Below are 14299 nucleotides of genomic sequence, written 5' to 3' on the forward strand. Positions count from 1 at the left end.
GGTTGGTTAAATGTCTGTAACCGCAGTAATTCCTGCCTATAATGAAGAAGAGACTATTGGTGAAGTGGTCAGTAAAGTTAAAGCTCATAAATTAGTAAATAATGTAATTGTTATTAGTGATGGATCAGAAGACAATACTGCTGCTATAGCTAGAGATACGGGAGCTGAAGTAATAGAATTAGAAAGCAATTTAGGTAAAGGAGCTGCAATTCAAACTGGAATTGATATTGCTAAAGGGGATATCATTTTATTTTTAGATGCAGATTTGTTAAGATTAACTCTAGAGCATATTGATCAACTTTTATTACCAGTGATTAATCAAGAAGCAGAAATGACGGTAGGGGTTTTTACTGCTGGTAGATTTACTACAGACTTGGCCCAAAAGATTACTCCTTTCCTATCTGGACAAAGAGCAGTAAAAAGTAAATTATTAGATGATATCGCTAGTTTAGAGATGACACAATTTGGAGTAGAAATTGCTTTAACACAGTATGCTAAAGAAAATAATATTAAGATTAAAGAGGTAGAGTTACAAGACCTAACTCATGTGATGAAAGAAGAAAAATTAGGAGTATTCAAGGGACTAAGGGCAAGACTTAAAATGTATTGGGAAATTATTAAGAATCTACCTCGCAATAAAATTAAATAAAGGGAAAGGAGTGAGCAGCAATAAGTACTCAACAGATAGTATTAAGGTTAGTATTAGCTTGTTTATTAGGAGGCTTAATTGGTTTAGAAAGAGAAAGAAATTCCAGACCGGCTGGTTTTAGAACTAATATTTTGGTATCAGTTGGAGCAACATTAATAATGATTGTTTCAATTAAGATGCGCTTGATGTTTAATAATCCTCAGGTAGACCCGGGTCGAATTGCTGCTCAGGTTGTGAGTGGAGTAGGATTTTTAGGTGCAGGAACAATTATTAGGGAAGGATTTTCTGTTAAAGGACTTACTACTGCAGCAGGTTTATGGGCAGTAGCTGGAATTGGTCTTGCTTTAGGAGCAGGATTTCATGTAAGTGCAATTACGGCTACAGGATTAGTAATTATTACGTTAACTGTGTTAAATCAGGTAGAACAAAATTTATATAATATAAATCGTAAATACACATTAAGAATTAAAGCATTTGATCAGCCAGGAGGCTTAGGAAAAATTGGTTCAGTATTATCGGAAAATGAAGTTATAATTAAAGATGTTAGTATGGAGCAATGTTATGATGAGCCTAATATTTATATTAATTTAAGAATTAAAAAGCCAAAAAATGTAGGAAGAAACGAACTACTTACTTCTTTGACGGAATTGCAAGGTGTAATTGAAATTGAGATTGAAAAGGTAGATTAAAGGAGAGATATAGGATGACAATGGTTAATATTGAACCTGACCAGAATAATCCTTTCCGAAACGAACTGAAGCAAAGGTTAGATATTGCTGATAAGTTAATAAATAAGATAAAATTTAAAAAACTTAAAGTAGATACCACGACAAATGAGTGTAGTTTGCAATTAAAAGTTCCTCAAAGTATAGAGATTAATTCTATACTTGAGGAATTAAGTGCTGATTTCTTTGTTAAGGGAGAGTTAAAATATCAAATTGATCATTACAATCCTGATTTATCTTTACAGACTATATTAAAAGATGATTGGGAAGAGATTATCAAAGAAATTAGACAGCAATCACCTCAAGCCAATGGATGGCTTTCGTTATCTAAATGGAATATAAAAGAAGGGATATTAGAGGTTGAGGTTGAGAATCAAACAGCTATTGAGGCATTAGAAAAGAATAAATGTGATCGAATTTTAAGAAAAATTTTAGATGGAGAATATAATAAACAGGTTAAAGTCAATTTTGTTGTAGGTGATTTTAAAAATGAGTCTAATCAGTTAGCTAATGAACAGCAAAAAGAAACTAAAGCTTATATGGATAGTTTAGTTAAGAATTCAGCTGGACAAGGGCCTGCTAGGAATCGAAACTCACAAAGTACTAATTCAGTAAAGGGCCAAACAGTATGGTTAGGTAAAAAAATTAATGGTGAAGTCCAGCCATTAGATGAAATTACAGGTGAGGTTAAAAATGTAGTAGTTAAGGGCCAAATCTTTTCTGCTGATATTAGGCATTTACAAAGTGGTAGTAAGTTGATTATGTTTGATATTACTGATCATACTAATTCAATTACTGTTAAATTATTTGAAAATAAGAATGATAATTTAGCTGATAAAGTTGCTAAAGGAGAATGGTTATTAGTAGAGGGTAATGTTGAGTTTGATACTTATGACCAAGAGCTAATGTTAAAGCCACGTAATATTATGGTTACTTCTAATTCTAGTAAGAAGGATGAAGCTGACCAAAAAAGAGCTGAATTACACTTACATACTAAGATGAGTAGTTTGGATTCAGTCTTAGATGTAGAAGCTGCAATAAAGCAAGCAGATGATTGGGGACATTCAGCGATTGCTATTACAGACCATGGTGTAGTACAGGCTTTCCCTGATGCTTATAATGCAGCTAAAGATAAAGATATTAAGGTGATTTATGGATTAGAAGCTTACTTAGTTGATGATGGAGAACCAATTATTTTAAATCCTGTTGACCAAGATATATCTAAAGAGACATATATTGTCTTTGATTTAGAAACAACAGGCTTTAATCCACATCATAATGAAATTATAGAAATTGGAGCAGCTAAGGTTGAAGCAGGGACTATAACTGAAAGCTACCAAACATTTGTTAATCCTAGTCAGGATATTCCTGCTAAGATTACTGAATTAACAGGGATTAATGCAGAAATGGTAGCTGATGCTCCTTCGTTAAAAGAAGCTATAACTAAGTTTTTAGATTTTATAGGGGATGCTACTTTAGTAGCTCATAATCTATCTTTTGATTTAGGATTTATTGAGGATAAATTAAGGAAATTAGATAAGCCTAAGTTAACTAATCCTGCCCTTGATACTTTGAATTTATCTCGTGCTTTATTACCTGAGCTGAAGTCTTATAAATTAAATAAATTGGCTAAAAAGTTTAATAAAAATTTAGAAAACCATCATCGAGCTTATGATGATGCTAAAGTAACAGCTGAGATACTATTAGAATTAATAGATTTAGCTAAGAATAATAAGGTTAATAATTTAACTGAAATTAATCAATTAACCAGTAAGATTGATTATAAACGAATGCATCCTTATCACACTACTATTTTAGTTAAAAATCAACAAGGCCTTAGGAATTTATACCAATTAGTATCTGAGGCCCATGTCGAGAATTTCCATCGAGTACCACGGGTTTTAAAGAGTCAGTTATTAGAAAAAAGAGAGGGCTTGATTATTGGTTCAGCATGTGAAGCAGGACAATTATATAAAGCAATTTTGCATGGTAAATCCGATGATGAATTAATTGAGTTAGCTAAATTCTATGATTATTTAGAAGTACAACCTTTAGGTAATAATAAATTTTTATTAGAAAAAGGAGAGGTTGAATCTTTTAAGGAACTAGAAGAAATAAATCGTAAAATTTATCAATTAGGAAACCGTCTAGGTAAGCCAGTGATTGCTGCTGGGGATGTTCATTTTCTAGATGCTAAAGATAGTGTTTATCGTAGAGTTTTAAAAGAAGGTCAAGGTTTTGATGATGCAGCTGACCAACCACCTTTATATCTAAGAACAACTGAGGAAATGTTAGCAGAATTTGATTATTTTTCTGAGGATGAAGCTTATGAATTAGTAATTGAGAATCCGAAAGATATTTGTGAGGAAATAGAAGAAGTTGAGCCTATCCCTGATAAATTATTTACTCCAACTATTGAAGGAGCTGAAGATGAGATTAGAGAGATGGCTTATAATAAAGCTAAGAAATGGTATGGAAATCCTTTACCTGATTTAGTAGTAGATAGATTGGAGAATGAACTAGAATCAATAATCGGGAATGGTTATGCGGTAATCTATTTAATTTCTCATAAGTTAGTTAAAAAGTCGTTAAGTGATGGTTATTTAGTAGGTTCTCGAGGGTCAGTTGGGTCTTCTTTTGCTGCAACGATGACCGATATTACTGAAGTTAACCCTTTACCTCCTCATTATAGGTGTCCTGAATGTAAGGATTCTACATTCTTTACTGATGGTTCAGTAGGATTAGGTGTTGACTTGCCAGATAAAGACTGTGGTCAATGTGGTACAGAATTAATTAAAGATGGCTATGATATTCCATTTGAAGTCTTTTTAGGTTTTGAAGGAGATAAAGTTCCTGATATTGATCTTAATTTCTCTGGTGAATATCAATCTCAAGTTCATAGGTATACAGAAAAACTTTTTGGGGAAGAGTATGTGTATAGAGCGGGAACTATATCTACAATTGCTGACAGAACAGCATATGGTTTTGTGAAAGGACATATGGAGGATAATAATTTATCCTTACGTCAAGCTGAAATTAACCGGTTATCTTCAGGTTGTACAGGAGTAAAAAGAACAACTGGACAACACCCAGGAGGACAAATAGTTGTTCCTCAAGATAAGGAGATTTATGATTTTACTCCAATTCAACGTCCAGCTAATGATATGGATAGTGATACATTAACAACCCACTTTGATTTTCATTCGATTCATGATAATTTACTAAAGTTAGATGTGCTAGGTCATGATGATCCAACTAGTATTCGAATGTTACAGGATCTTACAGGGGTCGACCCCCAGGAGATTCCATTAGATGATGAGGAGACGATGGGAATTTTCTCCAGCATAGAGCCTTTAGGGGTAACTGAGGATCAAGTAGGAGTTAAGTTAGGAACTTTAGGAATTCCAGAATTCGGGACTCAATTTGTGCGCGGGATGTTACGTGAAACAAGACCAACAACTTTTGCTGAGTTAGTGCGGATTAGTGGTTTATCTCATGGAGCAGATGTTTGGTTAAATAATGCTCAAGATTTAATTAGATCGGGCACGGCTAAATTAGCAGAAGTTATATCAGTTCGTGATGATATTATGAATTATTTATTGCAAAAGGGAGTTGAGCCATCACAAGCTTTCTGGATTATGGAACATGTTAGAAAGGGTAAGGGATTGACAGCAGAGGAAGAGCAGGCAATGCGAGAGAACAATGTACCTAATTGGTATATTGAATCATGTAAAAAAATTAATTATATGTTCCCTAAAGCTCACGCTGCTGCTTATGTAATGATGGCCTTTCGAATTGCTTATTTTAAGGTTCATCATCCTCAAGCTTTTTATAATACCTTTTTTACCATTAAAGCTAATGATTTTGATGCGCAAATTGTTCTACAAGGGGAAGAACATATTAAAAAGCAGATGCAAGAGATTAAAAGTAAAGGAAATGATGCTACGGCCAAAGATAAAAATACAAGAACAGTATTAGAAATTGTGATTGAAGCTTTAGCTCGGGGAATTGAGTTTGTGCCTGTAGATATTTATGAATCCAAAGCTTATGAATTTAAGATCACAGATGATGGTCTATTACCTCCTCTAATTAGTTTAGATGGTTTAGGTAGAAGTGCAGCTAAAAGTATAGTGCAAGTACGTAAAGAGGGCGAGTTTACTTCAATAGAGAATTTAAAGAATCGGTCTGGAGCAAGTAAAACAGTAATCGAAGCTCTAAGGTTGCATGGTTCTTTAGAAGGATTACCGGAGACTAATCAACTCTCTTTATTTCAATAAAGTGAGGACTATGGTTGCAAAAAAGAATCTAATATGCTAAAATGGAGATGAAAATATATAGTTTTGGAGGGGAGGAGTGGGTATATTGGCCCACTCTTTAGTTATGTAAATTTAATAAAAATTGCTTATTATGGAAATGCTTAATATAAAGTAGAGTAAATTACAGATAAATAAGGAGGTTCAAAATGGGACGTCAAGTAAAAGATATTGTTACAGAGTTAGTAAAACCTATTGTAGCCAATAAAGGATTAGAATTGGTTGACGTTGAATATCAAAAAGAAGGGGAAAATTGGATTTTAAGGATTTATATTGATAAAGAAGATGGGGTAACATTGGAGAATTGTCAAGATGTTAGTAGAGAATTAAGTACTCAATTAGATGTGGAGGATCCAATTGATCATTCTTATATGTTAGAGGTTTCATCTCCAGGAATTGATCGTCCTTTAAAGAAAGATAAGGACTTTACAAGATTTACTGGTGAATTAGTTGAAGTTTCTACATATGCTCCAGTTAATGGTAAAAAAGAATTAACTGGTGAACTATTAGGTTTAGAAGAAGATAGTATTAAACTTAAGGTAGATGATGAGGAAATTTTAATTCCACGTTCTAAAGTGGCACAAACTAAACTAGCTGTTGAAGTTTAGATTAATTCTCATGAATTTTGCTGGGGGAGGAATTATTAATGAATATAGAGTTGATTCAAGCATTAGATGACCTGGAGAAGGATAAGGGGATTCCAAAAGATAAGTTATTAGAAGGGCTTAAAGCTGCCTTGAAGTCTGCTTATGATAAAAGTGGGTACGGGCCAAAAGATAATGCAGAGATTCAAATTGATGAAAATACTGGGGAAGTAAGGGTCTATTCTAAAAGGGAGGTTGTATTTGAGGTTGAGGAGGAGGGAGAAGAAATCTCCCTCGCCCAGGCTCGTGAAGAAAATCCTACTTGTGAAGTAGGAGATATAATTAAAGTAGAGGTAACTCCTAGTGACTTTGGTCGTATAGCTGCTCAGACTGCAAAACAAGTTGTTATTCAACGCATTAGAGAAGCAGAACGAGAAATTGTGTATGAAGAGTTTATTACTCAAGAAGGTGAAATTGTAACTGGGACGGTTCAACGGTGCCATGAAGGTAATGTAATAGTTGATTTAGGTCGTACAGAAGCGGTATTAATTCCTAGAGAACAGATTGATGATGAGTTTTATGAACCGAACGACAGTATTAAAGTTTATATTGTAGAAGTAGAGCAAACAACTAAGGGGCCAAATGTTTTAGTTTCTCGAACTCATCCTGGATTATTGAAGAGATTATTTGAAATAGAAGTTCCTGAGATTCAAGATGGAACGGTGGAGATTAAATCAATTGCTAGAGAAGCTGGTGGTCGTTCTAAAATGGCAGTTTATTCTACTAATTCAGATGTGGACCCGGTAGGTTCTTGCGTTGGCCCAAATGGTTCACGAGTTAGAGTAGTTGTGAATGAATTAAATAATGAAAAGATAGATATTGTAGAGTGGAGCGATGATATTAAAGAATACGTATCAAATGCTTTAAGTCCGGCGGAAGTAATTAAAGTAGCGGCTGATGAAGAAGAGAATGTAGCTGAAGTAATAGTTCCAGATCATCAGTTATCTTTAGCTATTGGTAAACGAGGCCAAAATGCTAGATTGGCTGCAAAATTAACAGGGTGGAAGATTGATATTAAGAGTGCATCTCAATTTGAAGAAGCAGAAGTACTTTAAAAAATAATATGGAGGTGTTAATTTATGGGCGTTAGAATTCATAAATTAGCTAATGAATTAGGTTTAGATAGTAAAGAATTAATAGAGATATTACAAGACTTAGGTGAAGAAGTAGATAGTCACATGAATACGGTAAGTAAAGAAACAGCTGAAATGGTTACTGATATGGTATTTGAAGAAGAAGAAACAACAAAGGATATAATTGAAGTTGAAGATGATATTACAGTTAAGGAATTAGCTGAAAAGATTGATATAGCTCCTAATTCTTTAATGGCAGAGTTAATTAATTTAGGAATTATGGCTACGATTAATCAAGAGCTTGATTTTGAAACGGTAGAAGAGATAGCAGCCGAATATGGCTATCAAGTTAAAAGTATAGAAGTGGATAGTGACGATGAAGAAGATGTGTTTGGGTTAGTAAATAATATTGAAGATGATCCAAATGATTTAGAATTAAGACCTCCGGTTATTACAGTAATGGGGCATGTTGATCATGGTAAAACTACTTTATTAGATGCAATTAGAAAAAGTAATGTAACTGCTGGAGAAGCAGGAGGAATCACTCAACATATTGGTGCTTATCAGGTTGAAGTTAATGATGAAAAGATTACTTTTTTAGATACACCAGGCCATGAAGCATTTACTGAAATGCGGGCTAGAGGAGCTCAAGCAACTGATCTTGCTGTTTTAGTAGTAGCTGCTGATGATGGGATTATGCCTCAAACAGTAGAAGCTATTAATCATGCTCAAGCAGCTGATGTACCTATTATAGTAGCAATTAATAAAATAGATAAGCCCAATGCACAACCAGATAGAGTAAAACAAGAATTAACACAACATGGTTTAGTAGTTGAAGAATGGGGTGGAGACACAATCAGTGTGCCAGTTTCTGCTTTAAAGCAGGAGAACTTAGATGAATTATTAGAAATGATTTTATTAACTGCTGAAATGCAGGAATTAAAGGCTAATCCTAATCGACCTGCTAATGGAGTAATTGTTGAGGCTGAACTTGATAGAGGTCGTGGTCCAGTAGCTACTATGTTAGTTAAAAATGGTACATTAAATGTTGGAGATCCAATTGTAGCAGGTTTAGCTTATGGTAGAGTGAGAGCTATGATAGATGATCATGGGGATAGAATAGAAAAAGCAGGGCCAGCAACTCCAGTTGAGGTACTAGGTTTATCTGATGTGCCTAGTGCAGGAGATCCAATGGAAGTTTTAGAGGATGACCAACAAGTAAGAAAGATAGCAGAAAAACGTCAAGACCAAAGAAGAGTTGAAAAGTTAGAGAGAAAAGCAGCAGTAAGTTTAGATGACTTATTTGATCAAATTCAAGACGGAGAGATTAAAGAATTAAATATACTAATTAAAGCTGATGTACAAGGAACTGTAGAAGCAGTAAGAGGTTCATTAGTTAAATTGGGTACTGATGAAGTTCAAGTAAATGTTGTTCATGGTGGTGTTGGAGCTATCTCTGAAACTGATGTTATGTTAGCTGCAGCGTCTAATGCTATTATTATTGGGTTTAATGTTCGACCAGGCAATAAAGCTCGTAGTGTAGCAGAAAAAGAAGGGGTAGATGTTAGAACTTACCGTGTAATTTATGAGGCGATTTCAGATGTTAGAGATGCCATGGAAGGATTATTAGATCCAGATTATAAAGAGGTTGTAATAGGTCGAGCTGAAGTTAGAGATACATTTAAAGTTCCTAAAGTAGGAACTATAGCAGGGGCTTATGTAACTGATGGTAGAATAAATCGTAATGCTCAGGTAAGACTATTAAGAGATGGTAAGATAATTCAAGATGGTAAGATTGGTTCCTTAAAGCGATTTGAAGATGATGCTAGTGAAGTAGCAGAAGGATATGAGTGTGGAATTGGTATTGAAAATTATAATGATATTAAAGAAGGAGATATTTTAGAAGTTTATGAGTTTGAAGCGGTTAAAAGAACTTTATAATATAGGAGTTGATAACAATGAGTCACCATCGTCAACAGCGAGTAGCATCTTTAATAAAAAAGTTAGTTAGTGAATTATTACAAAAAGAAATTAAAGATCCTCGAATTGGTTTTGTATCAGTTACTGATGTTGAAGTTTCTGGTGACTTACGCCATGCTAAAGTATTTGTTAGTATTTTAGATGGTGATAAGGAAGAAACAATGGAAGCTTTACAATCTGCTGAAGGGTTTGTACGAACTGAAATAGGTAATGAAATTAGATTGCGACATACTCCTGAGGTTATTTTTAGATATGATGATTCAATTGAAAAGGGAGCTAGAATCTTTGAGATATTAGAAGATATCAATCAGGATGAAACAGATGAAGAATGATACAATAGCTGAGATTAAGGAACTTATATTAGACTATGATAAATTTTTAGTGACTGGTCATATTGGCCCTGATGGAGATAGTATAGGTTCAATTTTAGCTTTAAAATTAGCTTTAGAGCAGTTAGGAAAAGTAGTTGAAGTAGTAATAGCTGATGAACTTCCTGACTGTTTCTCCTTTTTATCTTCAAGTACCTCTATTAAAGAGTATGATACTGAATTAGAAGTAGATTTTGATCTTGTTTTTGTACTCGATTGTGGTACTTGGGATAGGATTGCAGAAGTAGAAGAATTAGTTGATGAGCAAATAATAGTTAATCTTGACCATCATAGTGATAATACTTATTTTGGGGATTATAATTTTGTTAAAGAAGTTGCAGCAACGGCAGAATTAATTTATCACCTAATAGAAGTAACTCCTCAGTTAGATTTAAATCAAGATATAGCTACTGCTATAATAACAGCTTTAATAACTGATACTGGATCATTTCGTTATTCTAATACAACTAGTAGGACACATCAAATTGCAGCTCAATTATTAGAGTATGATGTTGATACTGCATATATTTCTAGACAAATATTTGGGACTAATTCATATGAAAACTTAAAGCTAAGAGGTCAACTATTACGCAATTTACAGGTTGATAAATCAGGTAAAATCGCTTGGATGAAAATTAGCCAAGAGCTATTAGATGATGTTGGAACTACTTTAGATGATACAGCTGGAATAGTTAATTATCCTAGAAGTCTAGAGGGAGCCGAGGTAGGTTTATTATTTAAAGAACAGGCCTCCCAAGAAATTAAGGTTAGTTTACGTTCTAATTCTTATCTGCCAGTTAATGAAGTTGCTCATAAGTTTGGTGGAGGAGGGCATGCTAGGGCTGCCGGCTGTTTAATAGAAGATACTTTAGAGCAAGCTGAAGAAAAAATAATTACAGCACTTGCTAAAGCTTTAGAGAAATATTCAGCTACTGTTTAAGTTTTTGGGGAAAGGTGGAAATTAGATGGACATACTTTCTTCTCAGCAAGGTTTAGATTCAGAAGTGGTAATTACATTAGGAACTTTTGATGGAGTGCACTTGGCCCATCAAAAGATAATAGATTATACAGTACAGAGGGCGCAGGAATTAAATTGTGCTAGTGCTTTATTTACTTTTACTTCTCATCCTTTATCTATAGTGGCTCCTAGTAAGATTCCAGATAAATTAACAAGTTTAAAGCAAAAGAAGAAAATAATATCTAGTTTAGGTATAGAAACAATTATTGATCAAGATTTTACTTTAGAATTTGCTAGGCTTTCTTATCATGATTTTATTAAAAAATTAAATAATTATTGTACCATAAAAGAAATTATTGTGGGCCAAGATTTCAGTTGCGGTTACCAAGGAGTAGGAACTCCTAAAAAACTGGCTAAGCTAGGAGAAAAGAAGGGTTTTAATGTACAAGTAGTACCACCAATTAAAATAGATAATCAAGAAGTAGGTAGTACTAATATTAGGAAGTTAATTAAAAGTGGTAATCTAGTAGAGGTTAAGCAACAATTAGGCAGAAACTTTACTTTAGATGCTAAAGTAGTTAAAGGAGATCAACGGGGTAGAGAGATAGGATTTCCAACTGCTAATTTAGAACCTGTTGTTAGTTATGCCTTACCTCCTGCTGGAGTTTATGCTTGTCAAGTTAAGTTGTCTGATAAGAAATATTCAGGGATAGTTAATATAGGTTTAAGGCCTACATTTAATAAGGATGAACTATCTATTGAAGTACATCTTTTTGACTTTAATCAAAATATATATGGAGTAAGATTAGAGTTAGAACTTATAGAATGGATCAGAAGTGAAAAGAAATATGAAACTAGCCAAGAATTAGTAGCCCAAATAAAGAAAGATGTTAAGCAAGCAAAAAATATTTTAAATTACGCTTAATCCAGTTTACTTTTTTAGTTTAGTATGTTAAAATTTAATTTGGAAGCAACCATTTACTAGGTTAGTTATTCCTCCGGTAATTAACTTGGTAATTGGGGGTTATAGTGCTAAGGAGGTGAAAGTTATGTTATCTAAAGAAAAAAGACAAGAAATTATTGAAGAGTACGGTGTACATGAAAATGATACTGGTTCTGCACAAGTCCAAGTTGCTTTATTAACAGCTCGAATTGACCAACTTACTGATCATTTAGAGAATAATCATCAAGATCATGATTCTAGACGTGGTTTAATGAAGATGGTTGGTAAAAGGAAGAAGTTTTTAACTTATTTAAAAAATAATAAGATTGAAGTTTATCGTGAGCTGATTGGTAAATTAGGACTAAGAGGTTAGTCTAGTGTTAAGAGCGGGAAATCCCGCTCTTATATTTTAGGAAATGTATAATTTTCCTGAAAAAAATCAAAATATTAAATAAAGATTAGATTGTTGGAAAGGAAGGGGATAGATTTATGGCACAAAAATGGTCAATGGAGCTTGGCGGTTCCAATTTAACAATTGAAACAGGAGAATTGGCTCAACAAGCTAATGGGTCAGTTTTAGTACGTTATGGTGATACCGTAGTATTAGTTACGGCAACTATGTCTGATCCAAGACCTGGAATTAATTATTTTCCTTTAATGGTTAACTATGAAGAAAGATTATATGCTGTAGGAAAGATTCCAGGAGGTTTTATTAAACGAGAGGGTAGACCGAGTGATGCGGCAACATTAACTGCAAGATTGATTGATCGTCCGTTACGTCCTTTATTTCCAGAAGGATTTAGACATGATGTTCAGGTAGTAGCTACTGTTTTATCAGTTGATTCAGATAATGCTCCAGATATTGCAGCTATGATTGGAGCTTCTGCTGCGTTAGCAATCTCTGATATTCCATTTGAAGCACCAATTGGTGGGGTTAGAGTAGGTTTGGTTGATGGAGAATATATGATTAATCCTACTATAGCACAAATGAAAGAAACTAAGATTGATTTAACGGTTGCAGGAACTGAAGAGGCAGTTATGATGGTAGAAGCTGGTGCTAATGAAGCAACAGAAGAGGAAGTAATTGAAGCTATTGAATTTGGGCATCAAACAATCAAGGAAATTGTTAAATTAGAAAAAGAAATGGTAGCTGAAATCGGAAAAGAAAAAGCTGATGTTGAATTAGAGATTATAGATCGACCAGAAATTGAAGAAGAAGTCAAAGACTATGTTGGAGATGATTTAAAAGAAGCTTTACAAACTAAAGTTAAAGCTAAAAGAAGTAAGCAAATTAGTGCGGTTAAAGAAGATACCAAAAAATACTTTGCTGACAAATATGATGATGCAGAAGATTTAGATGAAATTAAAGAGGTAGTCAGTAATACATTAGATAAGATTATAAAGAATGTAATTAGAAGCTTGGTTATTGAAGAAGGTACTCGAATTGATGGACGAGATTTAGATGAGGTGCGTCCAATTTGGAGTAAAGTTGATCTATTACCTCGAGCTCATGGGTCTGGAGTCTTTACTCGGGGCCAAACTCAAGCAATGACAGTAGCTACTTTAGGTGCTGTAGGGGATGAGCAAGTTTTAGATGGGTTAGAAGAAAAAGAATCTAAACGATATATGCATCATTATAATTTTCCTCCTTATAGTGTAGGGGAGACTAATCCATTACGCTCACCAGGCAGAAGAGAAATTGGACATGGTACTTTAGGAGAGAGGGCTTTAAGGCCAATGATTCCAAATAGTGATGAATTCCCATATACACTTAGATTAGTTTCTGAAGTATTATCTTCTAATGGTTCTACTTCACAGGCTAGTATTTGTGGAAGTACTTTAGCTTTAATGGATGCAGGAGTTCCAATTAAGGCTCCAGTATCAGGAATTGCTATGGGACTAATTAAAGCAGATGATGAAGTTGCTATTTTAACTGATATCCAAGGAATAGAAGATCACAATGGTGATATGGACTTTAAAGTAGCAGGAACTAAAGATGGAATTACTGCTTTACAATTAGATATTAAAATCAAAGGTATTTCTAAGGAAATATTAGCCAGAGGTTTAGAGCAAGCTAGAAAAGGTAGACTTCATATTTTAGATAAAATGTTAGAGACAATAGACCAACCTAGAACTGAAAAATCTGAATATGCTCCTGCAATTATGACTTTAAAGATTGATGAAGATAAGATTAAAGATGTAATTGGAAAAGGTGGTAAGACGATTAAGGGAATTATTGATGAAACAGGAGTTAAGATTGATATAGAAGATGATGGAACTATCTATATAGCCGCTGAAGATCAGGCAAGCGGTAAAGAAGCTAGAAAGATAATTGAGAATTTAACAAAAGAAATTGAAGTAGGGCAATATCATATGGGGACAGTAAAACGAACTACTGATTTTGGAGCTTTTGTAGAAATCGTCCCTGGAAAAGAAGGTTTACTTCATATTTCTGAATTAGCTGACCGACATGTTAAGAAAGTAGAGAATATTGTTAAAAAAGATGATGAGTTGTTAGTTAAAGTAATTGATATTGATGATCGAGGTAGAATTAGTTTATCCCGTAAGCAAGCGTTAGAAGAGCAAGAAGAGCGTGAGAATAATTAAATAAATGGGAACAAAACATAAACTAGATTGCTTCTGGTT

General features: G+C 33.9%; 11 protein-coding genes. All 11 read left to right on the forward strand.

Annotated elements, in window-relative coordinates; genetic code table 11:
* The first annotated feature begins 10 nt into the window (after window positions 1-10).
* The 11 genes from HALHA_RS03425 to pnp all read left to right on the forward strand — a co-directional run bounded on the left by HALHA_RS03425 (window position 11) and on the right by pnp (window position 14260).
* Window positions 11-649: a glycosyltransferase family 2 protein gene (locus HALHA_RS03425; RefSeq protein WP_015326397.1), complete on the forward strand. Its 639-nt coding sequence runs from the start codon at window positions 11-13 to the stop codon at window positions 647-649.
* Between the two features lie 77 nt (window positions 650-726).
* Window positions 727-1338 (forward strand): MgtC/SapB family protein, encoded by a 612-nt coding sequence (locus HALHA_RS03430; RefSeq protein ID WP_245547414.1) that lies wholly within the window; start codon window positions 727-729, stop codon window positions 1336-1338.
* Window positions 1339-1352: 14 nt separating this feature from the next.
* Window positions 1353-5651, forward strand: coding sequence for a PolC-type DNA polymerase III (locus HALHA_RS03435; protein ID WP_015326399.1), 4299 nt, complete (start codon window positions 1353-1355; stop codon window positions 5649-5651).
* A 185-nt stretch (window positions 5652-5836) separates the two neighbouring features.
* Window positions 5837-6295 carry a ribosome maturation factor RimP gene (gene rimP, locus HALHA_RS03440; protein ID WP_015326400.1) on the forward strand — a complete coding sequence of 153 codons (459 nt, stop codon included), beginning with the start codon at window positions 5837-5839 and terminating at the stop codon, window positions 6293-6295.
* Window positions 6296-6333: 38 nt separating this feature from the next.
* Window positions 6334-7386 carry a transcription termination factor NusA gene (nusA, locus tag HALHA_RS03445; RefSeq protein ID WP_015326401.1) on the forward strand — a complete coding sequence of 351 codons (1053 nt, stop codon included), beginning with the start codon at window positions 6334-6336 and terminating at the stop codon, window positions 7384-7386.
* Window positions 7387-7410: 24 nt separating this feature from the next.
* Entirely contained in the window at window positions 7411-9345 is a 1935-nt protein-coding gene (gene infB, locus HALHA_RS03450) for a translation initiation factor IF-2 (protein WP_015326402.1), read from the forward strand.
* A gap of 17 nt (window positions 9346-9362) precedes the next feature.
* Window positions 9363-9716, forward strand: a complete 354-nt coding sequence (rbfA, locus tag HALHA_RS03455; protein ID WP_015326403.1) for a 30S ribosome-binding factor RbfA — start codon at window positions 9363-9365, stop codon at window positions 9714-9716.
* Entirely contained in the window at window positions 9706-10692 is a 987-nt protein-coding gene (locus HALHA_RS03460) for a DHH family phosphoesterase (protein ID WP_015326404.1), read from the forward strand. The genes rbfA and HALHA_RS03460 overlap by 11 nt, the downstream gene beginning before the upstream one ends.
* Before the next feature lie 25 nt (window positions 10693-10717).
* A complete protein-coding gene (locus HALHA_RS03465; RefSeq protein ID WP_015326405.1) occupies window positions 10718-11635 on the forward strand; it encodes a bifunctional riboflavin kinase/FAD synthetase in 918 nt (305 codons plus the stop codon).
* A 124-nt stretch (window positions 11636-11759) separates the two neighbouring features.
* Entirely contained in the window at window positions 11760-12026 is a 267-nt protein-coding gene (gene rpsO, locus HALHA_RS03470; RefSeq protein WP_015326406.1) for a 30S ribosomal protein S15, read from the forward strand.
* 116 nt (window positions 12027-12142) lie between these two features.
* On the forward strand, window positions 12143-14260 hold the full coding sequence (gene pnp, locus HALHA_RS03475; RefSeq protein WP_015326407.1) for a polyribonucleotide nucleotidyltransferase: 2118 nt from the start codon (window positions 12143-12145) through the stop codon (window positions 14258-14260).
* Window positions 14261-14299 lie beyond the last annotated feature (39 nt).

Origin of the sequence: Halobacteroides halobius DSM 5150 (assembly GCF_000328625.1) — a bacterium.
In the GTDB taxonomy this organism is placed as follows: domain Bacteria; phylum Bacillota; class Halanaerobiia; order Halobacteroidales; family Halobacteroidaceae; genus Halobacteroides; species Halobacteroides halobius.